The organism is Streptomyces sp. NPDC059957, assembly GCF_042730015.1.
Taxonomy (GTDB): domain Bacteria; phylum Actinomycetota; class Actinomycetes; order Streptomycetales; family Streptomycetaceae; genus Streptomyces.
This window is the reverse complement of sequence record NZ_JBHWMB010000039.1, coordinates 13,254-39,440: the sequence shown is the minus strand read 5'-3', so window position 1 is coordinate 39,440 and position 26,187 is coordinate 13,254. Positions and strand designations below refer to the sequence as shown.

The window sequence follows — 26,187 nt, the reverse complement described above, 5'->3', positions numbered from 1 at the left end:
CACCGCCGGATTCCCTGCCGCCGGATTCCCCACCGCCGGATTCCCTGCCGCGGGATTCCCCACCGCCCGAATCCCCACCGCCGGAATCCCCACCGGCCGGGTCGCGGCCGACCGAGCAGTCACCGGCCGGGCCGCCACCGGCCGAACGTCACCCACCCCACCGAGCTCATCCCTCAGGGAGTCAGACGATGTCATCAACCCGATCGGGATCCCCGCTGTACGGCGGCCGCCGCGTCCGCCGTGTCCGCAACAGCGCCGCCGTCCTCGCCGCGGCCGCCGTGCTCGTCACGAGCGCCTGCAGCGGCGCCGCGCCCGACAAGGACGCGGACCGGGCCGCCGCGTACAAGATCACGGACAAGACGCCCGCCGCCGCCGGAAACGTGGACTCCTTCACCTGGTCCGTCTACGCGGAGCCGACCACGATCGACTACGCGTACTCCTTCGACTTCCCGCCCAACCAGATCCTCGCCAACGTCTGCGAGAGCCTGCTGCGCTGGAACCCGGACCTGACGACCTCCCCGGGCCTCGCGTCCTCGTACGCCAACCCCACACCCACCACCTGGGTGTACCAGATCCGCCCCGGCGTGCACTTCCACGACGGGACGGTGCTCACCGCCGACGACGTCGTGGCCTCCCTGGGCCGCAACCTCGACCCCGGGACCGGCAGCGTCTGGGCGAACCAGTACAAGAACGTCAAGTCCATCGCCAGGACCGGCCCGATGGAAGTCACCGTCACCCTGACCAAGCCGGACTCCACCTTCAACAAGTACCTGGCGGCCGGCCCCGGCACCGTGGAGTCCGCCGCCACCCTGGCCAAGTCCGGCAAGGACTACGGCAATCCGCAGACCGGCGTGAACTGCACCGGCCCCTTCTCCTTCGGTTCGTGGACCTCCGGCCAGTCCCTCACCCTCAAGCGGTTCGACGGGTACTGGAACCAGGAGCTGAAGGCCAAGTCCGGCGAGGTGAAGTTCGTCTTCCTCGCCGATGCCACCACCCGCGTGAACGCCTTCCAGAGCGGCGAGGTCGACGGCGGCTGGATGGTCCCGCCGAACGCCTACAGCCAGCTGGGCTCCACCGAGGCCGGAAAGCTCTACTTCGGGCGCAACACCACCGTCGCCGACGAAGTGGTCGCCAACCTCAAGGGCCCCCTCGGCAACCCCAAGGTCCGCCAGGCCCTCCTCATGGCCACCGACCGCAAGGGCATCGTCAAGGCCGGCGCGGGCGGGGTCGGCGAGGTCTCCGACTCCCTCGTCACCGACAACCTGTGGGCCGACGCGCCCCCGGCGACCCGCGAGGCCCTCGCCAAGGACCTGCCGAAGTACCCGTACGACCCGGCCAAGGCCAAGGCGCTCGCCGCCGAGGCCGGAGTGAACGGCCAGGAGATCGTGATCGCGACCAGCCCGCTGGACTCGCAGACCACGATCATCACCCAGGCCATCGCCCAGGCCGCCACCGCCATCGGACTGAAGCCGCGGATCGACTCCCTCTCCGCGGAGAAGTACACGACCCTCTTCACCGACCCCGCGGCCCGCGAGGGAATCGACCTCTTCCTCACCTTCTGGTACACGTCCATCACCGACCCGCTGGACATGTTCGCCTCGCTGGAGACCGGCGCCTTCAGCAACTACGGCAACTGGTCCGACCCGGCCTTCGACGCCGCCGTGCAGAAGGCCGTCGGGGCCTACGACCCGGCCGAGCACGCGGCCGCCAACGCCGAGGCGCAGAAGATCGCCTCGCGCGAACTGCCCTGGCTGCCCCTCTACACCCTGCCCGTCAGCGTCTTCATGGGCAAGAAGATCACCGGCGTCCAGCCCTCCATCGCCTACCTCTACTACCCGTGGGCGGCCGAGATCGGAGCCAACGGATGACGGCCGCGGCGACGGCCGCGAAGAACCGCGCCGTACGGGTGCTGCGCAAGCTGGCCGGCATGGCGGCGACCCTGCTCGTCACCTCCTTCCTCGTCTTCTCCTCCCTGTTCCTGGCCCCCGGGGACCCGGCGAGCTTCCTCGTCAAGGGACGCAGTCCCAGCCCGGAGGACCTCGCCGCGCTCCGCAGCCAGTACGGCTTCGACGAACCCTTCCTGGTCCGGTACTGGAACTGGCTCGAAGGGGTGCTGCAGGGCGACTTCGGCCGCTCCTACCTCTTCCACCAGGACGTCTCCGCGGTCATCTGGTCGCGACTGCCCTCCTCGATGCTGCTGATCGCCGTATCCGGCCTGATGATCGCCGTGTTCGGGGTCGGGTCCGGCATCATCGGCGCGCTGCGCCGGGGTTCGCGCACCGACCGCTCCCTGATGCTCCTCGTCACGGTGGGCGCCGCCGCACCCGCCTTCGTCGCCGCCCTGCTGCTCAGGTCGGTGTTCGGGGTGCAACTGGGCTGGTTCCCCACCATCGGCAACGGCGAAGGCCTCATGGACCGGCTGCACCACGTGATCCTCCCGGCGGCGGCCCTATCCGTCACCTTCACCGCCCTGGTGACCCGCGTGACCCGCTCGGCCATGCTCGACGAGCTGAGCCGCGACCACGTGGAGGTCGCCCTGAGCCGCGGAGCGCCACGGCGCACCGTCATCCGGCGGCACGTCCTGCGCAACGCGCTCGGACCGATCGTCACCGTCTCCGCGCTCCTGGTCTCCGGCATGCTGGTCAGCACCGCGATCGTCGAGACCGCCTTCGGAATGTCCGGCGTCGGCTCCCTGCTCGTGCAGTCCGTCGACCAGCTCGACTTCCAGGTCGTCCAGGCCATCGTGCTGCTGGTGGTGGCCGCCTTCGTCATCGTCAACGCCCTCGTGGACCTGGTCCACCCGCTGATCGATCCGCGCACGGCCGCGGCCGGGAGCGCCAGATGAGCACCCTTCCCGAAACGGGCACCACGACCCGTACGCCCCCCGTCCCCCGAACGCCCCGAGCCCCCCGTGCCCGGCGCGACCCGCTCGCACGGCTGCGCCGCCTCGGCGGCAGCCGGCTCCAGCGGACCTGCCTGGCGCTCCTCGTCCTGTTCGTGCTCGTCGCGATCCTGGGCCCCTGGATCGCCCCGTACGACCCCACCTTCGGACAGCTCGGCGACACCCTCCTGGGGCCGAGCGCCCAGCACTGGCTGGGCACCGACCAGGGCGGCCACGACACCCTCTCGGCGCTCGTCGTCGGCACCCGGACCAGCCTGGCCGGACCGCTCGCCGTCGTCCTGTTCTCCACGATCCTCGGCGTCGCCGTCGGCCTGTTCACCGCCTGGCGCGGAGGCTGGATCGACACCGCCGTCGGCCGGGTCCTCGACGTGCTGTTCGCCTTCCCCGCGCTGCTCCTCGCGATCCTCGCGGTGGCCCTGTTCGGCAAGGGGATGACGGCTCCGGTGATCGCCATGGCCATCGCCTACATGCCGTACACCGCACGCCTCGTACGGGGCCTGGCCGTCCGGGAGAAGTCCCGGCCCTACATCGCCGCCTACCAGGTACAGGGCCACTCGCCCCTGTACGTCACCGTCCGCAGACTGCTGCCCAACATCTCCCCGACGCTGCTCGCCCAGTCGACGGTGAACTTCGGCTACGCACTGCTCGACCTCGCCGCCCTCTCCTTCCTCGGACTCGGCGTACAGCCGCCCACCCCCGACTGGGGAGCCATGATCAACCAGGGGCAGGCGGCCGTCCTGCAGGGCCGGCCGCTCTCCGCGATCGCGCCGGCCGTGGCGGTCGTCCTGGTCGTGGTCGCCTTCAACGTCGTCGGGGAAGACCTCGGCGACCGGCTCGCGGGGAGGGACCCCCGATGACACTGCTCGCCTACAAAGACCTGCGCGTCACCCTCCCCGCGATGGCCCGCCCCCTCCTCGACGGGGTCGACCTCACCGTCGCGGCCGGCGAGGTCGTCGCCCTGGTCGGGGAGTCCGGCTCCGGCAAGTCCGTCACCGCCCGCGCCGCCCTCGGCCTGTTCCCGCAGGGCGCCGAGATCGGCGGCCGGGTCCGCGTGGACGGCACCGACCTGGTCGGCGCCACCCCCGCGAACCTGCGCGAGGTCCGCACGAACAAAGCGGCGATGATCTACCAGGACCCCAGGGCCGCCATCAACCCGGTACGCCGGGTAGGGGACTTCCTCACCGAACCGCTGCGCCTGGTGCACGGCTGGTCCAAGGCCCGGGCCAACACCAGGGCCGCCGAGCTGCTCGACGCGGTCGGCCTGCCCGACCCCGTCCGCCACCTGAACCAGTTCCCGCACGAGCTCTCCGGCGGCATGCTCCAGCGCGTCGTGATCGCCGCGGCCCTCACCGCCGAACCCCGGCTCCTGCTCTGCGACGAGCCGACCACCGCGCTCGACGTCAGCACCCAGGCCGAGATCCTGGCCGTCCTGGGCAGGCTCCAGCGCGAACGCGGGCTCGGACTCCTCCTCATCACCCACGACATCGAGCTCGCCGCCTCCGTCAGCGACCGGATCTACGTCATGTACGCGGGCCGGATCGTCGAAACGGCCCCCGTGGCGGAACTCTTCGCCTCCCCCCGGCACCCCTACACCGCGGGCCTGCTCGGATCCTCCCCGCCCCTCGAGGGCCCCCTCGCCCGCCTCACCCCCATCCCCGGCGCCCCGATGGGCCTGCTGGAGTCGGCCCCCGGCTGCGCCTTCGCACCGCGCTGCCGGTTCGCCGAACCGGGCCGCTGCGACCATTCCAAGCCGGAGCTCCTGCGGCACGGACCGGCCGAGGTCGCCTGCCACCGCGCCGCCGAAATCGGCCCGAAGGAGGACAGTTGAGCAACCGTCCGAGCAAGGACACCGCCCCGGGGCTTCCCCCGGAACTTCCTCCGGAGCTCCTCAGGGTGAGCGGACTGCGCAAGACCTACCGGACCGGCGGGACGGAGGTCGTCGCCGTCGACGACCTGTCGTTCTCCGTCCGGGCCGGCGGGGCGCTCGGCATCGTCGGGGAATCCGGTTCGGGCAAGACCACCACCGCCCGGATGCTGATCGGCCTGGAACGCCCCGACGCGGGCGAGATCCTGGTCCAGGGCCGGCCGCCGGCGGCCTCCGTACGGGGGAGGCCGGCCCGGCTGGCCCGCGCCAAGGCGGTGCAGATCGTCTTCCAGGACCCCTACCTCTCCCTGGACGCGCGGATCAGCATCGGCGCGACCGTCGACGGCGTGCTCAGACTGCACGGCATGTCCGACCGGACGGCCCGTGCCGCACGGGTGCGCGAACTGCTGGCCCAGGTCGGTCTCGGTGACCGCGAGGCCGCCGCCCTGCCCCGCCGGCTCTCCGGCGGACAGCGCCAGCGCGCCGCGATCGCCCGGGCGCTGGCCGTCGAACCGGCCGTCCTGGTGCTCGACGAAGCGGTGTCCGCCCTGGACGTCTCCGTGCAGGCGCAGGTGCTCAACCTGCTCTCCGACATCCGGCGCGACACCGGGATCGGCCTGGTCTTCGTCAGCCACGACCTGGCCGTCGTCCGCTACGTCTGCGACGAGGCGCTCGTCATGTACCGCGGCCGCACGATGGAACACCGCCCGGTGGGCGAGCTCCTCACCGACCCCGAGCACCCCTACACCCGGTTGCTGCTGGCCTCCGTACCCCGTCCGGGCTGGGACCCCGATTCCATCAGCCGCCGCCGTCGCGAGCTCGCCCCCTGACGGCGCCGCCGGCCGCAGCGGTGCCGGCGACGGGGGCGTGACGCCGGGGCGGGTTCGTGCGGGCCCGCCCCGGCCGGGAGGCGGACGGACCGGCGCCGCCTCCCGGCATCCGGGCGATCTTGGCCGGATCCACCCTGGCGCCCCCGGAACGCATGGCGGAAGATCCCTCAGCGGGGACGGCCCGTGGCTTACGATCGCCGCGGACGGTCCCGCCCGTGATCGCCGATCGACCCGCACTCGTGGAGGTCCACCGTGTTCCGGACGGCCAGAGGAAACCGCAAGCGCCCCGCAGGCCCCCGAATCCGCGTCGCCGCCGCGGCCGCGGCGGGCGCGCTCCTCGTCGCGGGATGCTCCTCGGGCGGTGACGGCCCGGGCGATGCGGCAGGCGGAGTGCCCGTCGTGGAGAAGGGCAAACTGACGACCTGCACCCACCTGCCCTATCCGCCGTTCCAGTTCGAGCAGGACGGCAAGGTCGTCGGTTTCGACGTGGCCCTGGTCGACCTGGTGGCGACCCGGCTCAAGGTGGAGCAGAAGATCCTCGACACCCCCTTCGAGAACTTCAAGACCGGCGCCTTCCTGAACTCCGGCGAATGCGACCTCGCGGCCGCCGGCATGACGATCACCGAAGAGCGCAAGAAGAACGTCGACTTCTCCGTTCCCTACTTCGACGCCACGCAGGCGCTGCTCGCCACCAAGAAGAGCGGCGTGACCTCGCTCGCCGACCTCAAGGCGAAGTCGAAGAAGCTGGGCGCGCAGGCCGGGACCACCGGCGAGAGCTACGCCAAGGCCCAGGGCTTCGACCCCGTGGCCTTCGAGAGCTCGGACGCGGTGCTCAACGGACTGCGCACCGGCCAGGTCGACGCGGTCGTCATCGACTACCCCGTGGTCCAGGGCTGGCTCAAGGACCCCAAGAACGCAGCCGAGTTCACCGTCGGACAGAACATCGAGACCGGTGAGCAGTACGGCTTCTCGGTGAAGAAGGGCAACACCGCCCTCGTGGCCGCGATCGACAAGGCGATCACCGACGCCAAGGCCGACGGCACCTACAAGAAGCTCTACGAGCAGTGGATCGGCCCGCTGCCCCAGACCACCACCCCGTGACCTCCCGGCTGACCCGGCGCCAGCGCCGCCGGGTTTCGCAGGGACTGCAGTACGCGCTCTTCGCCGCGGTGCTGGTGCTGATCGCCGTCTCCGCGGACTGGGGGAGGCTGCAGAACCAGTTCGCGCAGAAGGACCTGGCGCTACGGCTCTTCCCGGACATCATCACCACGGCCCTGCGCAACACCGTGATCTACACGACGTCCGGGTTCCTCCTGGGCCTGGTCCTCGGCCTGGTCATCGCCATGATGAGGTTGTCCTCCGTCGCCCCCTACCGGTGGGTCGCGAGCGTCTACATCGAGCTGTTCCGGGGGCTCCCGGCCCTGCTGATCTTCATCTTCGTGGGCGTGGCGGTGCCCCTGGCGTTCCCCGGTACGGAAATCCCGGGCGGCACGTACGGCAAGGTCGCGATCGGCCTGGGACTGGTGGCCGCCGCCTACATGGCGGAAACGATTCGGGCCGGCATCCAGGCGGTACCCAAGGGGCAGATGGAAGCCGCCCGCTCGCTGGGTTTCTCGCACGCCCGCGCCATGGTCTCGGTCGTCATCCCGCAGGCCTTCCGCATCGTCATCCCGCCCCTCACCAACGAGCTCGTCCTGCTGTTCAAGGACTCCTCGCTGGTGCTGTTCCTCGGTGTGACGCTGTCGGAGCGGGAACTGACGAAGTTCGGCCGCGACCTCGCCAGCCAGACCGCCAACTCCACCCCGATCCTGGTCGCGGGCCTGTGCTACCTCCTGGTGACCGTGCCGCTGAGCTTCGTGGTGCGCCGCCTGGAGGCCCGCGCCGACAAGGCCGTGTGAGGAAGACATGCCACAGGAGGCCCCAGCGGTGGACACGACGGCCACGGACGGCCCGGAGATCGAGATCCGGGGACTGCACAAGTCCTTCGGCGCCAACCACGTCCTGCGCGGCATCGACCTGGAGATCGCCCGCGGCGAGGTGGTGTGCGTCATCGGGCCCTCCGGCTCGGGCAAATCGACGCTGCTGCGCTGTGTGAACCTGCTCGAAGAGCCCAGCGAGGGCCAGGTCTTCGTCGGCGGCACCGAGGTCACCGACCTCGACGTGGACATCGACGCCGTACGCCGCCGCATCGGGATGGTCTTCCAGCAGTTCAACCTCTTCCCGCACGTCAGCGTGCGCGAGAACCTCACCCTGCCCCAGCGCCGCGTCCTGGGCAGGGGCAAGGCCGAGGCCGAGGCCGTGGCCCGCAAGAACCTCGCCCGCGTGGGCCTGTCCGACAAGTCCGAGGCCTACCCGGCCCAGTTGTCCGGCGGCCAGCAGCAGCGGGTGGCGATCGCCAGGGCCCTGTCGATGGGCCCGGAGGTGATGCTCTTCGACGAGCCGACCTCGGCACTGGACCCCGAACTCGTCGGCGAGGTACTGGCGGTGATGCGGGTCCTGGCGGGCGAGGGGATGACGATGATGGTCGTCACCCACGAGATGAGCTTCGCCCGCGAGGTCGCGGACCGGGTCGTGTTCATGGACGGCGGAGTCATCGTCGAACAGGGACCTGCGGCCCAGGTGGTCGGGGATCCCCGGCAAGAGCGGACCCGGAGCTTCCTCAACCGGATCCTTGACCCGGCGGCGGCAGAGCCGCCCGAGGCGCGGGACGCGGAACCGGGTCCGGACGGGCAACCGGGCCGGGGCGGGGACGCCTGATCAGGTCGAGCCCCTGAGCGAGTCGTGCACCGGCCGGGCCCAGCCTCGGCGCCGCGCTGCCCATGGGGCAGGATGGCAGTCCGTTCGATATGCGCACGCATGCGCGAACGAGGCCCGACGTACGACGAACTGACAGGTGACAAGGTGACCACACCCCTCATCAGGCGGCCCGCACGGCCCGCCTCCGCCTTCCCGGTCCGGCGAGGGGCGGAGGGCGTCCGTTGAGCCGGGACCTCGTCCTGCACGACTGGCTGATCGCCGGCATCGCACTGGCCGCGGGCGCCCTCGCCGGGCTGCTCCTGCGCGCCCTCGTACGGTGGCTGTCCAAGCACGCCCTCAGGACCCGGTGGAGCGGCGACGACATCATGGTCGACGCGCTGCGCACCCTCGCGCCCGCGGCGGCCGTCATCGCGGGCGCCGCCGTCGCCGCCTCGACGCTGCCGCTCAGTACACGGGTCTCCGGCTGGGTGAATCACACGCTGACCGCGCTGCTGATCCTCGTGGCCACGGTCGGCGTGGCCCGCGTCGTCGCCGGCCTCGTCCAGTCCTTGGCCCAGGCGCGGACGGGAGTGGCCGGATCGGCCACCATATTCGTCAACATCACGCGCGTCCTGGTGCTCGCGATGGGTCTGCTCGTCGCCCTCGAGTCCGTGGGCGTGTCCATCGCACCCCTGCTCACCGCACTCGGCGTGGGTGGTCTGGCGGTCGCCCTGGCCCTGCAGGACACCCTTGCCAATCTCTTCGCGGGCGTGCACATCCTCGCCTCGAAGACGGTGCAGCCCGGTGACTACATCCGCCTCACGAGCGGTGAGGAGGGGTACGTCGTCGACATCAACTGGCGCAACACCGTGGTCCGCAACCTGTCGAACAACCTGGTGATCATCCCCAACGGGCGGCTCGCGCGCACCAACATGACCAACTTCACCCAGCCCGAACAGCAGTTGTCGATCATGGTCCAGGTGGGAGTGGGCTACGAGAGCGACCTGGAGCACGTCGAGCGGGTGACCCTCGAGGTGGTCGACGGGGTGATGGCGGACGTCAACGGCGCGCTCCCCGAACACGAAGCAGCCGTACGCTTCCACACCTTCGCGGACTCCAGGATCAACTTCACGGTGATCCTCGGCGTCGGAGAGTTCAGCGACCAGTACCGGATCAAGCACGAGTTCATCAAGCGGCTGCACAGCCGGTTCCGGGCGGAGGGCATTTCGATCCCGGCCCCCACACGCACGGTGGCGCTCCACCAGGAGGACTCCCGGTCCGTGCCGATCGCCGTGGTCTCGCCGGTCCCGCACCAGCGCGAGGCACCGGCCGCGGCCCTGGCGGACGGCGTGCGGTAGCGGAGCAGGACGAAACGCCCGCCCCGTCCCCTCGATCGAAAGGACCACATCATGAGCGAGAAGGCCCGCAAGCTCTTCGACGCGCTCGACCTGAACAGCGACGGCGTACTGACCCGCGTCGAGGTGATCACGGCCCTGCGCAGCAAGGGCCCCACGCTCGCCGCCCACGGCGATCTGCCCTTCTGGGCCGTGGGCGACGTGGACACCTCCTCGGCCCTCTTCGACCGGGCGAACGCGGACGGCGACGACGTACTGACCTTCGAGGAGTTCGAGCGCGAGGTCGACCGCCGCTTCGGCTGGTAGCCGCGAGCGGGCCCCGGTCCGGGTCCCGCTCAGGTCCCGCTCAGGTCCTGCTCAGTCGCGGATCCCGTCGCAGGCGATCCGCAGGTGCCGGGGCCCGCGCAGGACCGCGTTCTGCCGGTAGGGCGGCGGATCCTCCAGCAGCCGCGGATTCTCCAGCCGCCGGGCCAGCTCGGTCAGCGCGAGCTGGGCCTCCAGCCGCGCCAGCGGGGCGCCGAAGCAGCTGTGGATGCCGCTGCCCAGGCCCAGGTGCTGGATGTCCTTGCGGTACGGGTCGAAGCGGTCCGGGTTCTCGAAGCGGTTCGGGTCCCGGTTGCCGGAGGCCAGGATCAGCCACATCGAGGAGCCCTTGGGGATGGTGATCCCACCGACCTCGATGTCCACGAGCGGGGTGCGCTGCGGCAGCAGCTGCACCGGCGGCTCGAACCGCAGCAGCTCCTCCACCAGCGGCACGGCCAGGCCCGGCTCCTGCCGCAGCTGCGCGAGCACGTCCGGGTTGCGCAGCAGGGTCAGCATCCCGTTGGTGATCAGGTTGACCGTGGTCTCGTGGCCGGCGATCAGCAGCAGCGCCGAGGTGCTCAGCAGCTCCATCGTGGACATGGACTCGTCCGGGCCGTGTCCCACGGCCAGTTGGGAGAGCATGTCCTCGCCGGGATCCTTGCGGCGCTGTTCGATCAGCCCGGCCAGGTACATGCCCAGCTCCATGCGGGAGTCGTGGGTCTTGCGCTGCCGCTCGGCGGGATCGGCGTCCGGATCGGGGTCCAGGCTCGCGGCGAGGGTGTCGGCCCAGACGTGGAACTTCGGCTCGTCCTCGCGCGGTACGCCGAGCAGCTGACAGATCATCGTCACCGGGAACGGGTAGGCGAACTGGTCGACCAGGTCGATGTCCTCCGTGTCCCCGAGGTTGTCGATGAGGCCGGTGACGATGTCCTTCAGCCCGCCGCGCATCCCGTCGACGCGGTGCGGGGAGTGCGGCGGCCCGAAGGGCCGGTTGGTCATCCGGCGCAGCCGGTCGTGCTCCGGCGGGTCCAGCTTCAGGAAGCTCGGCGGCAGCGCCGTCTCCTCCGCCTCCCCGCCCTCGGCCAGCGGATCCCCGGCCGTGGCGGCCAGGTTGCGGGCGTCGGAGCTGAGCCGCGGATCGTGCAGCAGGCTCTGGATGTCGTAGTAGGTGCTGATGACGTACGGTCCGGTCCCGTCGTGGAAGACGGGCGTCTTGCGCAGCTCCTCGTACAGCGGGTACGGGTTCGCGCGGCTGGAATAGTCCAGGATCTGGCTCAGGATGCCGTGTGCCATGGGGGTCCTCCGGGAACGTGCGGGTCAGTGCCCGGCGGGGGTGAAGGTGGCGATCCGGCGGTCGGCCGGCGAGTACCCGCTGAGGGTGATGGTCGGGCCGTGCGTGGGCACCGAGGGGTCGGGGAAGTCGGCCGGGATCGGCCGCTGCCCTTCGGGGCGCCGGTCCACCGTGGTGAACGGGGGCGGGAAGGGCGCGCTGGCCTCGATCTGCTTCTCGTAGAACTGCAGCCAGCGCCCGTTGTCGAAGGTGACCGCGCCGATCACCCGGCCCTGGTAGCCGTAGACCGCGGTGAACCGGCGCTCGGCCCGCGACCCCTGGGTGATCATGATCTCGCTGCCCATGGAGGGCACGCCCACGGACTTGATGTTCACCCCGAACTGCGAGGACCAGAACGCCGGCACCCACAGGTGCGGCCGGCGGTCGGTGCTCTCGCTCATCATGTTGTGGGCGGCGGTCTCGGCCTGCGCCACGGCGTTGCCCCAGTGCTCCAGGGAGAGGAACTGGTAGCCGAACAGCGCGTGCGGGGAACGGGCCACGTCGCCCGCCACGTAGATGTCGTCGGTGACGATCCCGCGGAGGTCGAAGGCCCGGCAGCCCGCGTCGCAGGCGATGCCGCGCGGCCCGGCGCCGAGTCCGGAGCCGGTCAGCCACTCGGTGTTGCGCTGGGCGCCGAGCGAGACGACCACCACGTCGCATTCCAGCGTGGTGCCGTCGGAGAGGTGTGCGGCCCGCACCCGGCCGGTGGAGTCGCCCTCCAGCGCGGTCACCATGATCCCGGTCCGCAGGTCCACGCCGTTCTCCCGGTGGAGCTCGGCGGCGACCGCCCCGATCACTCCGCCCAGGGCGCCGACCAGGGGGCCGTCGCCGCGTTCGGCGACGGTCACGTCCAGCCCGCGCTCCCGGCACGCCGAGGCGATCTCGGAGCCGGTGAACCCGGCGCCGATGACCAGGACCCGGCGCGGTCCGGCCGCCAGGGCGCGGGCCAGGCCGGCCCCGTCCTCGCGGGTGCGCAGGGTGAAGACCCCGCCGAGCTCGCCCTCGGCCTCGTTCGGCCAGGGCCGGGCCCGGACCCCGGTGGCGATCAGGAGACGGTCGTACGGGACCTCCGCGCCGTCGGCGAGCTTGACCGTGCGGGCCGCCATGTCGAGCCCGGTGGCCGCGACGCCGAGGCGCCATTCGGCGTCGATGTCGAGCCGTCGGGGGAGCAGGGTGTGGTCGGCGTCGGCCTTGCCCAGCAGCACCTGCTTGGACAGCGGCGGGCGGTCGTACGGTTCGTGGAGCTCGTCGCCGATCAGGGTCAGCGAGCCGGCGAACCCCTTCTCCCGCATGACCTCGGCGGCGCGCAGGCCGGCCAGTGAGGCGCCGACGACCACGATGCGGCCGGAGTGCTTGAGCTGCTCCAGAGCGGTGTCAGCCATCGGAGGCCTTCCCTCCGGCACCGGAGGCCGCGGTCGCGGGGGTGCGCGCGGCGGCGCCGCCCGGCCGGTCCAGATCGTCCACGAGGATGGCCTGCACGGGGCAGGCGGCGGCGGCCTGGGCCACGCGCTCGCGCTGGGCCTCCTCGGCCTCGGGATCGTAGAGCAGTCCCTCGTCCCCGTGCATCGCGAAGACGTCGGGGGCGAGGAAGGCGCACTGCGCGTATCCCTGGCACCGGTTGAGATCGACGACGAGCCTCAGCAAGGTGTGGTCCTTTCGGTGCCCCCCTGGGCTTTCCGGACCAGCGTGCGCGCGGTGGCGCGGGGAGGCCCGTCCGAGGCGGCCATTGGAGTGAGGTTCAGGCGCCCGTCGGGGTGCCCGGGCCCGGGCCGGGGCCGGGGCGGCCCCGGCCCGACCGCAGGATGTACAGGCTCACGAGCAGGGCCCAGGCCGGGAAGACCAGCTCGGACCAGGGCAGGGAGGAGCCCGCCACCAGCAGCACCAGGCCGGCGAGGTATCCGGCCAGGGCCAGCGGGCGGGGGAAGGCCCCGATCCGGCGGCCGATCGTGGAGGTCGCGAACACGAACACGGCGGCCATCCGCATCCCGTACGTGGTCAGCAGGTTGTAGGCGAAGTGGCGGCCGAACTCCTGGGGCTGATCGGCGTCCAGCACCGTCCCGGCGGCCGCGGCGGCGCCGAAGAGGCTGGCGACGAAGACCAGCCCGCTGCCCAGGAAGACGGTGGCGACGAACCGGTCCTCGGCCTCGCCGGAGTGCTCCCGCAGCGCGCCCATGAACCACAGGAAGGCGATGCCCGCGAAGGGGACGAGCTCCAGCGCGGTGGTCACCGCGTCCCGCTGCCCCGAGGTGACCTCGACCTCGGACGCGCCGCCTCCCTCGGGCAGGCCGATCCGGGCCAGCACGATCGCCGCCGCCATGAGGACGGCGAAGAGGATCCCCGCGAGCCCCGCCGCCCTGGGGGTGCTCAGGCTCTGTCTCGGGGCCGTCTGCGGCGCTTCAGGTCTCATGCGTCCAGCAAGCCCCGGGTGTGGCCGTGGTGCCAGCGGGGCCGCGCGCCCGGGTGACAGGGGGCCGGGCCCCGCCCCAGCGAGGGCGATGTAAGAAATCATTGACATCAGGTATGGATTCTTTTACCTTCGTGATGTCAAAGTTCTTTTACACGGGAGCGGGTGCGGTCGTGGCCTTCGAAGAGAAGCGCGCATGGATCATGGGGGTGGTCGCCATCGTCGGATACGCGGTCTACCTGGCCCTCGTGCTGGGCCGGTCCGGCGACGGCGTCCCCCTGGTGGAGGTCCCGTACATCACGCCGCTGCTCTGGACGGTCGGGGGCGCCATCGCCGCCGCGATCCTCCTCAACATCGCCGTGGCGGTCGCCAAGCCCGACGAGGCCGACGTCAAGGACCAGCGGGACAAGGAGATCGGCCGCCTCGGCGAGCACGCCGGGCAGTCCTTCCTCGCCATCGGCGCCGTGGCCGCGCTGATCCTCTCGATGGCCGGTGCGGACCGCTTCTGGATCTCGAACGCCCTCTACCTGGGCTTCGTCCTCTCGGCGGTGCTCGGCTCGCTCGTCAAGCTCGCCGCCTACCGCTCGGGGTTCCAGTCGTGGTGAAGCCGACCGGCATCACGAACCGGATCAGGATCCTGCGCTTCGAGCGTACGGAGATGACCCAGGCGGAGCTGGCGGAGCGCATCGGCGTGACCCGCCAGACCGTCATCGCCATCGAGAAGGGCCGCTACTCGCCCTCGCTCGAGACGGCGTTCAGGATCGCCCGCGTCTTCGCGGTACCGCTCGAAGAGGTATTCCAGTACGCGGACGGCGCAGGCGATGCAAACGATGCAGACGAGGAAGGGACGGCGCCGTGAAGGCGATCGTGCAGGACGCGTACGGCTCCAGCGAAGTACTGGAGCTCAGGGACATCGAAACGCCGAGACCGGGCACCGGCGAGGTGCTCATAGCCGTCCGGGCCGCCGCGCTGGACGCGGGGGTCTGGCACCTCATGAGCGGCAAGCCCTACCTGCTGCGGCTCCTCGGCTACGGACTGCGCGCACCCAGCGTGCCCGTGCGCGGCCGGGAGGTCTCCGGGCGGGTCGAGGCGGTCGGCGAGGGGGTGAGCGCCTTCCGGGTGGGCGACGAGGTCTTCGGCATCTGCGAGGGTTCCTTCGCGCAGTACGCGACCGCCCGGCAGGACAAGCTGGCGCTGGGGCCCGCCGGGATGCCCCTGGAGGAAGCGGCCGCCCTGCCGATCTCCGGACTGACCGCCCTCCAGGCGCTCCGCGACGCGGGGCGCGTACGGCCCGGGCAGAGTGTCCTCGTCATCGGCGCCGCGGGCGGGGTCGGCACCTTCGCGGTGCAGCTGGCCAAGGCGTACGGGGCGCACGTCACCGGGGTGTGCAGCACCACGAAGACGGAGCTGGTGCGGGGGCTCGGCGCGGACGAGGTCATCGACTACACCCGCGAGGAGTTCGCGGACGGCGTCCGCCGCTACGACCTCATCCTGGACACCGCGGGAAACCGGTCCCTGTCGCACCTGCGGCGCGCCCTGACCCCGCGCGGGACGCTCGTGATCGTCGGCGGCGAGGGCGGCGGGCCCTGGCTGGGCGGCATGGGCCGGGTCCTGTGGGCCGCGCTGCTGAACCCCTTCGTGCGCCACGGCCTCAAGGGGTTCATCTCCGCCGAGCGTCAGGCCGACCTGGAGGTGCTGCGGAGGCACGTCGAGGACGGCACCCTGTCCGTCGCCGTCCATCGCACCTGTGGGCTGGCCGAGGCACCGGACGCCATCGACCGGCTCCACCGGGGCGAGGCGCGCGGAAAGATGCTGATCCTGCCCTAAGGAGTGGGCGTGGGCGTGGGCGTGGGAGTGGGAGTGGGCGCAGGAGCCGTGCCGGCGCTGTCACCTGACGCGGTGGGTGCGGCGGACGTGCTCGGCGCGGGGGCGGTGCCGGTCGCGGCGGGCGCGGCCGGGGTCCCGGGGGAGCCCGACGGGGTCCCGGGGGAGTCCGAGGGGGTAGTGCCGGGCGTGGCCGTGGGGGACTCGGGGGCGCAGACGATCTCGTCGCGCGGGGTGTAGTGCGTACGGAACGTCTCGCGGCCGAGCTCGTGGCCGCCCCGGACGAAGACGCGGTCGACGGAGACGTCGAACCCTTCCAGCGGGGTCTGAGGCTCGCACGTGGGGCCGGTGACGGTGCGCTTGACCGGCGGGGTGACCTGGGTCCGCGGGCCCTTGGTGGCGCGTACCTCGTCGTACTGCTTCGTGCCGAGCAGGGTCACGGTCACCGAGGTGGACGTGGAGGAGGCGCGGACGGTCACGGGGTGCCCCGAGTCGTTCTGCCAGCGCAGGTCGAGGGTGCCCCAGGCGACGGTGGCCTCGCGGCCTTCCGGGTACCGCTCGATGTAGAAGGAGTGGGCCCCGTGCTCCACGGGCTTCAGGCCCGCGAAGAACATGGCGTTGTACATGGTCGTCGCGACCGCGGAGACCCCGCCGCCGGGGGATTTCACGTAACGGCCGTCGTTGATCATGATGCCGTCGACGAAGCCGTTCTCCACGGTCCGCTCGCCCACCGCCTGGTTGAAGCTCCAGATGTCGCCCTGCTGGACGACGGCCCCGTTGATCAGCTCCACGGCGCGCGCGATGTTGTGCGTCCGGTAGGGAGCCGCGGGATAGGCGACGGTGAAGGTGGAGAGGACCTGCTGCCCGACGGCTGCCGGGGCGGGGGCCGTGGTGGGGGCCGTTGCCCGGGCCGAGGCCGTCGCCGTGGGCCCGGCGGTCCGGTCCGGGGCGGGCGTGCCCAGGGCGGCCGCGGAGCCGGCGAAGAGCCCGCCGAGGCCGAGCACGGCGGCCGTCCCGGCCGATATCAGGGCGATCCGCGTGGTGACCGTACGGCCGTGGGCGCGTCGCATGTCTCTCCCTGTCGCTTCGGAATCCGAACCACACAAGCTTGGTCCAAATCGGACCAAAAGGGTGAGAAATGTGCCGGGTCTCACGATATGGAGGCCTACGGGACCGAGCGGATCCGCCTGACCAGCAGCGATCCCGCCAGGGCCAGGGCTCCGGCCAGCGCGTACAGGGCCGTGTACCCGCCGAGGTGGGTGACGACCGGGGCCGCGATCACCGGGGCCAGCACCTGCGGCAGCGCGTTGGCGATGTTGATGACGCCCAGGTCCTTGCCCCGGTCCTCGGCGGTCGGCAGCACGTCCGTGAGCAGGGCGAAGTCCACCGCCGTGTACACGCCGTAACCGAGGCCCAGGACGAGCGAGGCCACGATCGCGCCGGTCCAGGTCTGCCAGACGGCGAGCAGCAGCGTGGCCGCGGCGATGACCAGCCCCGACCAGATGACGTAGGACTTGCGACGACCGCTGCGGTCGGACCGGACGCCGCTGATGACCACCGTGGACAGCAGGGTGAGGGCGTTGAGCGCCGTGAGGACCAGGACCCCGGTGTCCGCGTCGCCCCGGTAGCGCACGGCGTCGGTCAGGTAGTAGAGCAGGTACATCGTGCTGATGGAGTACGAGAGGTTCATCAGGAAGCGGGTCAGCCAGGCCCAGCCGAAGTCGGGATGACGGCGCGGGTCGATCCAGAAGCCGGTCAGGAAGCCGCGCCACTGGAAGGGCGGCCGGGCGGCGGGGGCGAGCACCGAGTCCCGCCGCATCAGCACGTACGGCACGGCCGCGAGCACCGAGAAGGCCGCGCAGGCCAGATAGCCGGCGGTGATCCCGCCCGCGACGGTGGCCAGCGCCGTGCCGACCAGGATCCCGATGACCTGGGAGACGCCGAGCCAGCCGCCGACCAGGCCGCGCCGGCGGACCGGTACCTGGTCGGGGACGGCCGCGGTGAGCGCGGCGAAGGCGGCGTTGAGGGCGAGCTGCACCAGGCACCAACCCGCGATCACCACCGCGAGGCTCTGTGCGAAACCGAGGATCACCAGGCCCGCCGCCCCGCCCGTCACCCCGGCGACCACCCAGGGGATACGGCGGCCCGTGCGCGCCGTCGTACGGTCGGACAGGGCTCCGAAGACGGGATTGGCCACCATCGACACGGCCGCCCCCAGCCCCGTGATCAGGGCGAGGGTGGACGCCTTGTTCTCCGGGGTGAGGAACTCGGCCTGGCGTGCCAGCAGTAGCTGGAGCGGGCCGAACCAGCCGACCCACACCCCGAGGTTGGCGAGGGACAGTGCGCTCACCCACCGGCCGCCCGGCGACGTGGTGGTCACCTCCGCCGCGGCGGCCTTCGGCGCGGCGGTCACCTGCCGCTCTGGATCAGGTCGCGGTACCAGGCGTACGACTCCTTGGGGGTCCGGGCGAGGGTCTCGTAATCGACGTGGACCAGGCCGAACCGCTGCCGGTAGCCCTCCGCCCATTCGAAGTTGTCGAGGATCGACCAGATGAAGTAGCCGCGGACGTCGGCCCCTTCGGCCATCGCCTCGTGCAGGGCGCGGACATGGCCCTCGTGGTACGCGATCCGGCGCGCGTCCTCGATCCGGCCCGTGCCCGGATCCGGACCGTCCCCGTACGAGCAGCCGTTCTCGGTGATGTACAGCGGCGGCAGTCGGTCGCCGTAGCGCTCGCGCAGGGTGGCGAGCAGTTCGCGCAGCCCGTCCGGGACCACTGGCCAGTCGAAGTCGGTGCGCTCGTACCCCTCGATCTCCCGGATGCCGAAGGGAAGGCCGGAGGGGATCTCGATCCCGCCGAAGGCGGAGGCGCCGGCCGGGGTGGGGGCGCCGACGAGCATCGGGTTGTAATAGTTGACCCCGTACCAGTCCAGCGGTGCCGAGATCGCCTTGAGGTCCTCGGCCACCGGGCCGGGCAGCAGGGATTCCAGGCCGTCCGGGTAGGCGCCGGTCAGGATCGGGTCGGCGAAGAGGCGGTTGGTGAGCGTGTCGTACAACGCGGCGGCGGCCCGGTCCTCCTCGCCCTCGCCGGCGGCCCACACGGGGCTGTGCGAGGCGGCTATGCCGATGTGGCGGGCGCCCGCCGCGCGCAGGGCCTGTACGCCCAGACCGTGGGCCAGCAGCTGGTGGTGGGCGGCGGGCAGTGCATCGAAGACGAGCTGCTTGCCCGGGGCGTGCTCGCCGAGGCCGTAGCCGAGGAGGGTCACCTCGGCGGGCTCGTTGATGGTGATCCACATGGGCACGCGGTCGGCCAGCCGCTCCGCGACCACCGAGGCGTACGCGGCGAAGTGCTCGGCGGTGTCGCGCTCCAGCCAGCCGCCCCGCTCCTCCAGGGCCAGCGGGGTGTCCCAGTGGAAGAGGGTGGGCACCGGATCGATCCCCGCGGCGCACAGCTCGTCGACGAGCCGGTCGTAGAAGTCCAGCCCCGCCCGGTTGACGGTCCCGTGCCCCTCGGGCAGGACCCGGGACCAGGAGACGGAGAACCGGTAGGCGTCCACGCCCAGTCCGCCCATCAGGGCCACGTCCTCGCGGTAGCGGCGGTAGTGGTCGGTGGCCACCTCCGCGTGCGAGCCGTCCTTGACGCGCCCCCGCTCCCGGGTGAAGGCGTCCCAGGAGGAGGGCCCCCGGCCGTCGGCGGTGGGGGAGCCCTCGATCTGGAAGGCGGAGGCGGAGACGCCCCAGCGGAAACCGGCCGGGAAACGGGGCGCGGGGGATGCGGGCGGTACGGACGCGGTCATGCGGGCTCGCTTCGGTCGGGGACGTTCACGGCACTTTCGGGTCCCCGGACCCGCCCTGTCAATGGAAAGTGAACAATTCTCAACTTTTGCCGGAGCGGGCCGCGTCGAGCAGGGCGAGCTGCTCCGCGCCGGCCTTCTCCAGCTCTCCGGCGAGCTCCCGCGCCTCCCCGGACCCGCCCGAGGCGCGTTCGCCCGCGCAGAGCAGCACCGACTGCGTGAGGTGGGCGCGCAGGGCGGTGGCGAAGACCCGGTCGAATTCCTCCCCCGACAGCGCCCCGGCCCTGCGCACGGTGTCGGAGCTGACCATGCCCGGCATGTCGTGCCCCTCGCGCGGGCGGGTGTCGGGTGCCCCGGACCGGACCAGGAGCCCGCGCAGCAAGGCCAGTTCGGTCCCCTGCCGCTCCGCAGCCCGCTGCGCGAACCGGGCCAGCGCCGGATCCCCGGCCCGCGTCGCCCAGCTCTGCCAGCCGCCGGTGGAGGTGATGTCGAACTGCGCGAGCAGCGGGCCCGTCACGGACCCGGTGCGCAGCACGACGGCGCCGCCGGCCCCGACCGCGGAGGCCACCCGGGCCGAAACGGTCAGGGGGCCCGGAGCGCCCAGGTCGACGTTGTCGAAGCGCATTCAGTCGCCGCCCGCGAGGTACGCGGCGTTCTGGCCTCCGCCCGTGTCGCCGGTCGCTTCGAGCTGTACGCCGGACTGCGCCGCGTAGGACTCCGCCTGGACGAGCACGGTGTCGGCGGCCCGGGCGGGGGTACTGGTCACCGTGGCTCCGAGGCTCGCGGCCAAGGCGGTGGCCAGGGCGCCCGCGAGGAGGGCGTGGAGCGTGAACCGGGGTTTTCGCATGGCGATTCCTTGCCTGCCGGTGGGGGGGAGAGAGGGGGGCGGAACGGAGGAAGGGGGCCGCCCGGCGGCGGTGGCGCGGGGCAGTCCCCTGCCGGTCACTGGGTCACTGGTAGACGCGCACGTAGTCGACGAGCATCCGCGCCGGGAACGGCGTGGTGGCGTCCGTCGGACCGGGCCAGTCACCGCCCACCGCGAGGTTGAGGATCATGTAGTGGGGGTGGTCGAAGATCCACGGTCCGCGGGTGCGTTCCACCGTCTCCTTGTCGAGCGTGAAGACGGTCCGCCCGTCGAGGCTGTAGACGATGCCCTTGCTGTTCCAGTCGGCGGCCCAGACGTGGTAGTCGTCGGAGAAGTCGGCGTCACCGGGCAGCTTGTACGGGCCGCCGATCCCGCCGCCGCCGTTGTAGGCGGGCGCGTGGACGGTGGAGTACGAGGTCTTCACGTCCTTGCCGAGGACCTCCAAGATGTCGATCTCGCCGTTGTACGGCCACGGCCGCCCGGTCAGGAAGTCGCCGCCCATCATCCAGAACGCCGGCCACAGCCCGTTGCCCTTGGGCACCTTGATGCGGGCCTCGACGCGCCCGTACGTGAACTGGAACGTGGCCCCGGTGTTCATCCGCGCCGAGGTGTACTGGCAGGTGGTGCTGCCGGTCAGCGGGTCGGGCGGGCAGCCCTGGCCGGGCGTGGCCTCCTTGCGGGCCTCCATGACGAGGTGGCCCGCGCCGTCCGTCGCGGCATTCTGGTGGTCGGTGTAGTACTCCAGCTCGCCGTTCTGCCCGGTGCCCGGGTCCGCCCGCCACTTGGCCGGGTCCGGCTTGCCGGCCGCGGGGCCGTCGAACTCGTCGCTCCACACCAGCCTCGGCGGGTTCGCCGGGTCCGGGGGGAGCGGCGGGGGAGTCACCGGGGCACCGCCGGTGCCGTACACCTGGAACTCCCAGAGGGAGTATCCGTACGGGGTCGCGCGCTCGGTGCCGTACATCCGCACGTACCGCCCGGAGCCCGAGACGGTCAGCGTCTGCTTGAAGCCCGTGCCCGCCGTCGTGGAATAGACCGGGGTCCAGGCGTTCCCGTCCGGGGAGACCTGGATCTGGAAGGACTTCGCGTAGGCCGGGTCCCACTGGAGGACCACCTTGTGGATCTGCGCGGGCGCGCCGAGGTCCACGGAGATCCAGCCGGGATCGGTCCAGCCCGTGGTGGGGCTGGTCGCCCAGCGGGACGCGGGGTCACGGTCGAAGGCCCTGGCCGGGGTGCACTCCCAGCAGTTCCCGTCGGCCTGCGAGGAGGAGGCGGCGCCCGTCCTGCCGTACGAGAGGAGCGCGTCGCCGCCGTCGCCGGTGCCGGGGGTGCCGTAGACCTGGAACTCCCAGAGGGAGTAGCCGTATCCGGTGGCGCGCTGGGTCCCGTACATCCGCACGTAGCGGCCGGTTCCGGTGACGGCCAGGTTCTGGGTGCCGCCGGCGCCGGCGGCCGTCCCGTAGAGCGTGGTCCAGTTCGCGGCGTCGTCCGAGACCTGGATCTGGAAGGCCTTGGCGTACGCGGCCTCCCAGTTGAGGGAGACCCTGCTGATCGTGGCGGCGGACCCCAGGTCCACCTGGATCCACTGCGGGTCGGAGAAGGCGCTGGACCAGCGGGTGCCGGCGTTCCCGTCGACGGCGCTCGCGGGGCTGTAGCCGGGCTCGCTTCCGGAGACGGTGACGGATCTGCCCTGCGACAGCAGGGTTTCGGCGGCGCGGGCGGGGGAGGCGGGGAGGCTGCTGAAGGCGAGGAGGGTGAACGCGACGGCGAGGAATAAGCCGAGGCGGCGCAGCGACGGAGGCACGGCGGCTCCTGGAAGCGAGGGGGGGAGGGGAAGAACGGAGGGAGGCGGAGAGGGGGCTGGGGAGCGCTCCCTGAGGGGTGAGGATGGGGCGGCCCCCCAGGGCTGTCAAGGTGTCCCGTCACCAGGCGGACATACAGGCGACGCCGGTTCGTCCACCGATGGAGCGTTCTCTCGGCGCCCGCACACCCCACGGTGAACCATGCTGACCAGGGAGAATCCCGCGCGGGCCGCGACCCGGTCCGGACGGGCGGCCAACGCCTCGCGGAACACGGACTGTTGACAGTCGATCAGGGTCCGGTCCACCATCGCGGGAGAACGCTCCCCCGCGAGCCGTCCGTCCGACCCGGCGGCGCCGCCGAACGGAACGGGCCGGAATGAGAAGACCCACGCTGGAAGTGGTCGCCGCCCGCGCGGGCGTGTCCCGATCGAGCGTCTCCCGTGTCGTCAACGGGGAGACCACGGTCGCACCGGAGATCCGCGAAGTCGTCCTGCGGGCCGTGCGCGAACTGGGCTACGTGCCCAACGCCGCCGCCCGCAACCTGGTCACACGCCGGACCCACGCGGTCGCCGTGGTCGTCTCCGACCCACCCCAGGGCGTGGTCTCCGACGATCCCCTCTTCTCCACCGTGGTCCGCGCCGTCAGCAGGGAACTGGAGGCCGCCGGCAAGCAGGTCGTGCTCATGCTCGCCGAATCCGACCGCAGCCGCGCCCGGGTCGAGGAGTACGTGGCCGGCGGACACGTGGACGGCGTCATGCTCGTCGCCCTGCACGGCACGGACCCGCTGCCCGCGGCCCTGGCCAGGACGGGCCTGCCGGTCGCCTCGTTCAACCGCACCTGCGCCCCGGACGTGCCGTACGTGGAACTGGACAACGCGGCCGGCGCCGCGCTCGCCGTGCGCCACCTCCTGGAACGGGGCCGGCGCCGGATCGCCACCATCACCGGACCGCTGGACCTCTTCGAGTCCCGCGAGCGACTCGACGGCTACCGCGCCGCCCTGCGCGACACCGGCCGCCGGTCCATCGTGGCGCTGGGCGATTTCACCCGGGCCTCCGGAGCCGAGGCCATGCGGCAGCTGCTGGAGGACGACCCGGAGCTGGACGCGGTGTTCGCGGCCAACGACCTGATGGCGATCGGCGCCCTGCGGACCCTGCGGCAGGTGGGCCTGCGGGTCCCCGAGGACGTGGCCGTCGTCGGCTTCGACGACATCGAGGCCGCCGCCTACACCGTCCCGGCCCTCACCTCCGTACGCAGCCCCATGGCCGATCAGGCCACGGCCACCGTGCGGCTGCTCCTGGGCCTGATCGAGGGCGGCCCCAGGGACCGGGTGCTCATGCCGAACGACCTCGTGGTCCGCGAATCGTCCTGAGGGAGCGCTCCCTCAGGCGCCGCTTCCCCCGGAGGAGCCCGTCACGTCCTGTACGTGCCGCAGGCCCGGCCCCGCCAGAACCTCGTGCAGCTGCTGGAAGACCTGCCGGGCGCCCACGGCGTTCCAGTCCGCGGGGAGCAGCTCGGCGGGCAGGCCCGGATCGAGGTAGGGCAGCCGGCGCCACTCGGTGAGCATCGGCACGTAGTGGCGGAAGGCCTCGGCGGCGTCGATGCCCTCCTGCAGGGCGAGCTTCGCGGCGACCGGCGCGTACGCGCCGGTGAACGTGGCGTACTGGGCCTGGATCGCGGGGAAGTCCCACCAGGAGCTGACCGCCTCCGGCAGGTCGCTGAACGCGGCGTAGTCGGCGGCGGCGAACAGGTGGACGTACTCGCTCAGGCCGAGCCGGACGAGCATGTCGCGCGCGTCCTCCAGGAGCCGGCCCGGCGCCAGCCACACGCCGGGGGCGATGTTGCCGAAGCCGAGCCAGGTCAGCCTGGTGCGCAGCTGGTAGCGGTGGGAGCGCTCGGACTCCGGGACGGAGAAGACCGCCATGGCCCAGCCGTCACCGAGGTCCGCCGGTTCGAGGCTGGCGAAGATGCGCCGGTCACCGGCGTCGAAGACGGGGTGGACGGCCGGGCTGAGCCGGTACCCGGTGGCCCCGCGGCGCTCCGGTTCGAGCACGCCCTTCTTCTTGAGCCGGGAGATGGCCGAGCGCACGGCCTGGCTCTCCACGCCGAGTTCCGACATGAGCGTGATCAGGTCGGCGACGGAGATCCAGCCGCCGCTCCCGCGCACGAAGGCCCCGTAGACCGTACTGATCAACGAGCTGGGCCTGAGGGGGCTGTCCGACATGATCACCTTCCCGTGGTGTGGGGTGGTGATCCTATCGAGGGGCGGCGGCTGGGCCGCCTCCGGTCACCCCGAAGCCCCCGTCCCCGGGTGCAGCGGAGCCTGCGCGTACGCGCCGGAGAGCAGATGGCCGGCGCCGGGCGCGACGGCCGGCAGGTCGAGGGCGCGCAGCATCTGGTGGGCGGTGCAGACGGCCGCGGAGACGACCGGCTTGCCGAGCAGCTGCTCGGCCTCCTCGATGGCGCCGAGCGAGGGCATCTGCACGCAGGCCGACAGGACGACCGCGTCCGCGTCGGCGTAGTCCAGGGCGCGGGCCAGGCCGGGAAGCCTGGCCGGGTCGTGGGCGGCCACGTCGAGGTTGTTCGGGATCTCCAGGGCCTGGTAGTCGAGGACCTCGATGCCCTCGTGGGTGAGGTAGTCGACGACGGTCCGGGTGAGCGGGCGCATGTACGGGGCCAGCAGGGCCACCTTCTTGGCGCCCATCGTGTGCAGCCCGTGGACCAGGGCGCCCGCGCTGGTGACCACGGGGGCGGGGGCCCCGTTCTCCACGGTGCGCGTGTGCAGGCGCTCCTCGGAGGTGCGGTGGTAGCCGAGGCCCATGCTCATGATGGCGACCAGACAGGCGTAGCCGAGCACGTCGACCCGCGCGTCGGAGAGCTCCACGGCGCAGCGGTCGGAATCGGCGTCCATGGCCTTGAGCTGCTCCGGCGTCACATGGGTCATGCGCATGCGGCTGGAGTGGAAGGTGAAGCGGTCGTCGGGCGCGATCTCCATGCGGGCGCGCAGGATCGCGGGCACCTCGGTTTCCATGGTGACGTTGGAACTCGGGACGATCTGGCCGATGCGGTAGGTACGGGGCGGCACGGGTGCTCCTCGGTTCTGTATCGGGGTGTCGGGGGTGTTCAGAGCCGGGTTCAGCGGGCGTCGACGACCGGGTTGGCGAGGGTGCCGATGATCTCGACGGTGGCCTCCACGGTGTCGCCGGGCACGAGGAACTCGGGCGGGACCATGCCGGCCCCGACGCCGGAGGGCGAGCCGGTCGCGATGACGTCGCCGGGCTCCAGGGTCACGCCCGAGCTGATGTCGGCGATGAGCCGGGCGATCGGGAACAGCATGTGGCGGGTGTTGGACTTCTGCTTCGTGACCCCGTTCACCCGCAGTTCGAGGTCGAGGGCCATCGGGTCCGGGACCTCGTCGGCGGTGACCACGGCCGGGCCGAAGGGGGCGTAGGAGTCCTGCCCCTTGGAGAAGAACCACTGGCCCGAACGGCGCTGGTCGCGGGCGCTGATGTCGTTGACGACGCTGTAGCCGAAGATGTGGCCGTACGCCTCCTCCTCGGTCACCCTGAAGGCGGCCCGGCCGATGACCACGGCCAGCTCGCACTCCCAGTCGAGCTGCGTCGTGAGGTCGGCGTTGTGCAGGATCGGCGCCCCGGGGCCGGTGACGGCGGTGGCGGGCTTGCTGAACAGCACCGGACGCGGGGGCAGGTCCTTGTCGGTGTCCAGGCTCCGGCTGGACTCCTCCACATGCTCGACGTAGTTCAGCCCGACCCCGATGATCTTTCCGGGGCGCAGCGGGGCGCGCAGGGTGACGTTCTCCAGCCGGTGAACGGCCCCGGCGGGCAGGTCCGCGGGATCGCCGGCCAGCAGGCGGGCGGCCGTCTCCCGGGCGGGGTCGCCGGCCCGGACGAAGGAGAGCAGATCGGCGGGCAGGTCGACGCCCGCGTGCCGGGCGAGGGCCGCGAGGTCGTACACCAGGCCGTCGACCTGGGCGCCCAGCCGGTCGGCGGTGGTGGTCATCGGTGCGGTCGTGTAGGTCACCAGTCGCATCAGTGGCTCCTAGAAGTGAGGTGAAGGGACGGCAGGAAGGCGGCGCGGGGTGCGCCGGCGCAACCAGGACAAGGTCCGGGGAAGAGGGGCAGCTCGGGTCAGCAGGCCCACAGGGGGGTTCGCTCTCACCATTGTT

Annotated in this window: 26 protein-coding genes and 1 pseudogene; 14 read left to right on the top strand and 13 right to left on the bottom strand. The window is 71.9% G+C overall.

Annotated elements, in window-relative coordinates:
• Nucleotides 1-188 precede the first annotated feature (188 nt).
• The 10 genes from ACFWBW_RS24980 to ACFWBW_RS24935 all read left to right on the top strand — a co-directional run bounded on the left by ACFWBW_RS24980 (nucleotide 189) and on the right by ACFWBW_RS24935 (nucleotide 9,993).
• Nucleotides 189-1,868: an ABC transporter substrate-binding protein gene (locus ACFWBW_RS24980; protein ID WP_385376254.1), complete on the top strand. Its 1,680-nt coding sequence runs from the start codon at nucleotides 189-191 to the stop codon at nucleotides 1,866-1,868.
• Complete coding sequence (locus ACFWBW_RS24975) at nucleotides 1,865-2,845, top strand: ABC transporter permease (protein WP_385376251.1); 981 nt, start codon at nucleotides 1,865-1,867, stop codon at nucleotides 2,843-2,845. Before ACFWBW_RS24980 ends, ACFWBW_RS24975 begins: the two co-directional genes overlap by 4 nt.
• Nucleotides 2,842-3,759 (top strand): ABC transporter permease, encoded by a 918-nt coding sequence (locus tag ACFWBW_RS24970; protein WP_385376248.1) that lies wholly within the window; start codon nucleotides 2,842-2,844, stop codon nucleotides 3,757-3,759. The genes ACFWBW_RS24975 and ACFWBW_RS24970 overlap by 4 nt, the downstream gene beginning before the upstream one ends.
• The gene (locus ACFWBW_RS24965; protein ID WP_385376245.1) at nucleotides 3,756-4,730 is read left to right on the top strand and encodes an ABC transporter ATP-binding protein; all 975 of its coding nucleotides are present in this window, start codon (nucleotides 3,756-3,758) and stop codon (nucleotides 4,728-4,730) included. Before ACFWBW_RS24970 ends, ACFWBW_RS24965 begins: the two co-directional genes overlap by 4 nt.
• Complete coding sequence (locus ACFWBW_RS24960) at nucleotides 4,727-5,596, top strand: ABC transporter ATP-binding protein (protein WP_385376242.1); 870 nt, start codon at nucleotides 4,727-4,729, stop codon at nucleotides 5,594-5,596. The genes ACFWBW_RS24965 and ACFWBW_RS24960 overlap by 4 nt, the downstream gene beginning before the upstream one ends.
• Before the next feature lie 252 nt (nucleotides 5,597-5,848).
• Complete coding sequence (locus tag ACFWBW_RS24955; protein ID WP_385376239.1) at nucleotides 5,849-6,697, top strand: ABC transporter substrate-binding protein; 849 nt, start codon at nucleotides 5,849-5,851, stop codon at nucleotides 6,695-6,697.
• Nucleotides 6,661-7,494, top strand: coding sequence for an amino acid ABC transporter permease (locus ACFWBW_RS24950; protein WP_385376236.1), 834 nt, complete (start codon nucleotides 6,661-6,663; stop codon nucleotides 7,492-7,494). Before ACFWBW_RS24955 ends, ACFWBW_RS24950 begins: the two co-directional genes overlap by 37 nt.
• A gap of 7 nt (nucleotides 7,495-7,501) precedes the next feature.
• Entirely contained in the window at nucleotides 7,502-8,353 is an 852-nt protein-coding gene (locus tag ACFWBW_RS24945) for an amino acid ABC transporter ATP-binding protein (RefSeq protein ID WP_385376233.1), read from the top strand.
• Between the two features lie 221 nt (nucleotides 8,354-8,574).
• The gene (locus tag ACFWBW_RS24940) at nucleotides 8,575-9,690 is read left to right on the top strand and encodes a mechanosensitive ion channel family protein (RefSeq protein WP_385376230.1); all 1,116 of its coding nucleotides are present in this window, start codon (nucleotides 8,575-8,577) and stop codon (nucleotides 9,688-9,690) included.
• A 51-nt stretch (nucleotides 9,691-9,741) separates the two neighbouring features.
• Nucleotides 9,742-9,993: an EF-hand domain-containing protein gene (locus ACFWBW_RS24935; RefSeq protein WP_250740005.1), complete on the top strand. Its 252-nt coding sequence runs from the start codon at nucleotides 9,742-9,744 to the stop codon at nucleotides 9,991-9,993.
• Nucleotides 9,994-10,044: 51 nt separating this feature from the next.
• Here ACFWBW_RS24935 and ACFWBW_RS24930 read toward each other — a convergent pair whose 3' ends face one another.
• The 4 genes from ACFWBW_RS24930 to ACFWBW_RS24915 form a co-directional block, all read right to left on the bottom strand.
• On the bottom strand, nucleotides 10,045-11,283 hold the full coding sequence (locus ACFWBW_RS24930; protein ID WP_385376227.1) for a cytochrome P450: 1,239 nt from the start codon (nucleotides 11,281-11,283) through the stop codon (nucleotides 10,045-10,047).
• A 24-nt stretch (nucleotides 11,284-11,307) separates the two neighbouring features.
• Nucleotides 11,308-12,702 carry an NAD(P)/FAD-dependent oxidoreductase gene (locus ACFWBW_RS24925; RefSeq protein WP_385376224.1) on the bottom strand — a complete coding sequence of 465 codons (1,395 nt, stop codon included), beginning with the start codon at nucleotides 12,700-12,702 and terminating at the stop codon, nucleotides 11,308-11,310.
• A complete protein-coding gene (locus ACFWBW_RS24920) occupies nucleotides 12,695-12,961 on the bottom strand; it encodes a ferredoxin (RefSeq protein ID WP_385376323.1) in 267 nt (88 codons plus the stop codon). The genes ACFWBW_RS24925 and ACFWBW_RS24920 overlap by 8 nt, the downstream gene beginning before the upstream one ends.
• Before the next feature lie 97 nt (nucleotides 12,962-13,058).
• Nucleotides 13,059-13,727: a hypothetical protein gene (locus ACFWBW_RS24915; RefSeq protein WP_385376222.1), complete on the bottom strand. Its 669-nt coding sequence runs from the start codon at nucleotides 13,725-13,727 to the stop codon at nucleotides 13,059-13,061.
• Nucleotides 13,728-13,861: 134 nt separating this feature from the next.
• Here ACFWBW_RS24915 and ACFWBW_RS24910 point away from each other — a divergent pair, with 134 nt between their 5' ends.
• The 3 genes from ACFWBW_RS24910 to ACFWBW_RS24900 are packed head-to-tail and all read left to right on the top strand — an operon-like array spanning nucleotide 13,862 to nucleotide 15,551.
• Nucleotides 13,862-14,329: a hypothetical protein gene (locus ACFWBW_RS24910; protein ID WP_385376219.1), complete on the top strand. Its 468-nt coding sequence runs from the start codon at nucleotides 13,862-13,864 to the stop codon at nucleotides 14,327-14,329.
• Nucleotides 14,326-14,583: a helix-turn-helix transcriptional regulator gene (locus ACFWBW_RS24905; RefSeq protein WP_385376320.1), complete on the top strand. Its 258-nt coding sequence runs from the start codon at nucleotides 14,326-14,328 to the stop codon at nucleotides 14,581-14,583. Before ACFWBW_RS24910 ends, ACFWBW_RS24905 begins: the two co-directional genes overlap by 4 nt.
• Nucleotides 14,580-15,551 (top strand): NAD(P)-dependent alcohol dehydrogenase, encoded by a 972-nt coding sequence (locus tag ACFWBW_RS24900; RefSeq protein ID WP_385376216.1) that lies wholly within the window; start codon nucleotides 14,580-14,582, stop codon nucleotides 15,549-15,551. The genes ACFWBW_RS24905 and ACFWBW_RS24900 overlap by 4 nt, the downstream gene beginning before the upstream one ends.
• Nucleotides 15,552-15,760: 209 nt before the next feature.
• On the opposite strand, the pseudogene ACFWBW_RS24895 reads toward ACFWBW_RS24900, so the two are convergent.
• From ACFWBW_RS24895 to ACFWBW_RS24870, 6 genes and pseudogenes are all read right to left on the bottom strand, one after another.
• Nucleotides 15,761-16,483: pseudogene (locus ACFWBW_RS24895) on the bottom strand (VanW family protein); the annotation flags it as partial.
• 230 nt (nucleotides 16,484-16,713) lie between these two features.
• The gene (locus ACFWBW_RS24890) at nucleotides 16,714-17,961 is read right to left on the bottom strand and encodes an MFS transporter (protein ID WP_385376213.1); all 1,248 of its coding nucleotides are present in this window, start codon (nucleotides 17,959-17,961) and stop codon (nucleotides 16,714-16,716) included.
• Complete coding sequence (locus ACFWBW_RS24885) at nucleotides 17,958-19,343, bottom strand: GH1 family beta-glucosidase (RefSeq protein ID WP_385376210.1); 1,386 nt, start codon at nucleotides 19,341-19,343, stop codon at nucleotides 17,958-17,960. Before ACFWBW_RS24885 ends, ACFWBW_RS24890 begins: the two co-directional genes overlap by 4 nt.
• A gap of 79 nt (nucleotides 19,344-19,422) precedes the next feature.
• The gene (locus ACFWBW_RS24880) at nucleotides 19,423-19,965 is read right to left on the bottom strand and encodes a carbohydrate-binding protein (protein WP_385376207.1); all 543 of its coding nucleotides are present in this window, start codon (nucleotides 19,963-19,965) and stop codon (nucleotides 19,423-19,425) included.
• On the bottom strand, nucleotides 19,966-20,187 hold the full coding sequence (locus tag ACFWBW_RS24875; protein WP_385376204.1) for a hypothetical protein: 222 nt from the start codon (nucleotides 20,185-20,187) through the stop codon (nucleotides 19,966-19,968). It lies immediately after the preceding gene.
• 103 nt (nucleotides 20,188-20,290) lie between these two features.
• Nucleotides 20,291-22,006, bottom strand: coding sequence for a discoidin domain-containing protein (locus ACFWBW_RS24870; RefSeq protein WP_385376201.1), 1,716 nt, complete (start codon nucleotides 22,004-22,006; stop codon nucleotides 20,291-20,293).
• Nucleotides 22,007-22,380: 374 nt separating this feature from the next.
• Between ACFWBW_RS24870 and ACFWBW_RS24865 the strand changes: the two genes are divergently transcribed.
• Nucleotides 22,381-23,373 carry a LacI family DNA-binding transcriptional regulator gene (locus ACFWBW_RS24865; RefSeq protein WP_385376198.1) on the top strand — a complete coding sequence of 331 codons (993 nt, stop codon included), beginning with the start codon at nucleotides 22,381-22,383 and terminating at the stop codon, nucleotides 23,371-23,373.
• Between the two features lie 12 nt (nucleotides 23,374-23,385).
• Here the strand turns inward: ACFWBW_RS24865 and ACFWBW_RS24860 are convergent, their stop codons facing one another.
• From ACFWBW_RS24860 to ACFWBW_RS24850, 3 genes are all read right to left on the bottom strand, one after another.
• Nucleotides 23,386-24,225, bottom strand: coding sequence for a PaaX family transcriptional regulator C-terminal domain-containing protein (locus ACFWBW_RS24860; RefSeq protein WP_385376195.1), 840 nt, complete (start codon nucleotides 24,223-24,225; stop codon nucleotides 23,386-23,388).
• 63 nt (nucleotides 24,226-24,288) lie between these two features.
• Nucleotides 24,289-25,032: an Asp/Glu racemase gene (locus ACFWBW_RS24855; protein ID WP_385376318.1), complete on the bottom strand. Its 744-nt coding sequence runs from the start codon at nucleotides 25,030-25,032 to the stop codon at nucleotides 24,289-24,291.
• 104 nt (nucleotides 25,033-25,136) lie between these two features.
• Nucleotides 25,137-26,051: a fumarylacetoacetate hydrolase family protein gene (locus tag ACFWBW_RS24850; RefSeq protein ID WP_385376192.1), complete on the bottom strand. Its 915-nt coding sequence runs from the start codon at nucleotides 26,049-26,051 to the stop codon at nucleotides 25,137-25,139.
• Between the last annotated feature and the right edge of the window lie 136 nt (nucleotides 26,052-26,187).

Excerpts from the sequence above, each read along its gene's own strand:
- ACFWBW_RS24875 (WP_385376204.1), bottom strand. The coding sequence starts at position 20,187 with ATGCGAAAACCCCGGTTCACGCTCCACGCCCTCCTCGCGGGCGCCCTG.
- ACFWBW_RS24855 (WP_385376318.1), bottom strand. The coding sequence starts at position 25,032 with ATGGAAACCGAGGTGCCCGCGATCCTGCGCGCCCGCATGGAGATCGCG.
- ACFWBW_RS24970 (WP_385376248.1), top strand. The coding sequence starts at position 2,842 with ATGAGCACCCTTCCCGAAACGGGCACCACGACCCGTACGCCCCCCGTC.
- ACFWBW_RS24925 (WP_385376224.1), bottom strand. The coding sequence starts at position 12,702 with ATGGCTGACACCGCTCTGGAGCAGCTCAAGCACTCCGGCCGCATCGTG.
- ACFWBW_RS24850 (WP_385376192.1), bottom strand. The coding sequence starts at position 26,051 with ATGCGACTGGTGACCTACACGACCGCACCGATGACCACCACCGCCGAC.
- ACFWBW_RS24935 (WP_250740005.1), top strand. The coding sequence starts at position 9,742 with ATGAGCGAGAAGGCCCGCAAGCTCTTCGACGCGCTCGACCTGAACAGC.
- ACFWBW_RS24865 (WP_385376198.1), top strand. The coding sequence starts at position 22,381 with ATGAGAAGACCCACGCTGGAAGTGGTCGCCGCCCGCGCGGGCGTGTCC.
- ACFWBW_RS24980 (WP_385376254.1), top strand. The coding sequence starts at position 189 with ATGTCATCAACCCGATCGGGATCCCCGCTGTACGGCGGCCGCCGCGTC.
- ACFWBW_RS24930 (WP_385376227.1), bottom strand. The coding sequence starts at position 11,283 with ATGGCACACGGCATCCTGAGCCAGATCCTGGACTATTCCAGCCGCGCG.
- ACFWBW_RS24910 (WP_385376219.1), top strand. The coding sequence starts at position 13,862 with ATGTCAAAGTTCTTTTACACGGGAGCGGGTGCGGTCGTGGCCTTCGAA.
- ACFWBW_RS24885 (WP_385376210.1), bottom strand. The coding sequence starts at position 19,343 with ATGACCGCGTCCGTACCGCCCGCATCCCCCGCGCCCCGTTTCCCGGCC.
- ACFWBW_RS24965 (WP_385376245.1), top strand. The coding sequence starts at position 3,756 with ATGACACTGCTCGCCTACAAAGACCTGCGCGTCACCCTCCCCGCGATG.
- ACFWBW_RS24975 (WP_385376251.1), top strand. The coding sequence starts at position 1,865 with ATGACGGCCGCGGCGACGGCCGCGAAGAACCGCGCCGTACGGGTGCTG.
- ACFWBW_RS24880 (WP_385376207.1), bottom strand. The coding sequence starts at position 19,965 with ATGCGCTTCGACAACGTCGACCTGGGCGCTCCGGGCCCCCTGACCGTT.
- ACFWBW_RS24915 (WP_385376222.1), bottom strand. The coding sequence starts at position 13,727 with ATGAGACCTGAAGCGCCGCAGACGGCCCCGAGACAGAGCCTGAGCACC.
- ACFWBW_RS24945 (WP_385376233.1), top strand. The coding sequence starts at position 7,502 with ATGCCACAGGAGGCCCCAGCGGTGGACACGACGGCCACGGACGGCCCG.
- ACFWBW_RS24860 (WP_385376195.1), bottom strand. The coding sequence starts at position 24,225 with ATGTCGGACAGCCCCCTCAGGCCCAGCTCGTTGATCAGTACGGTCTAC.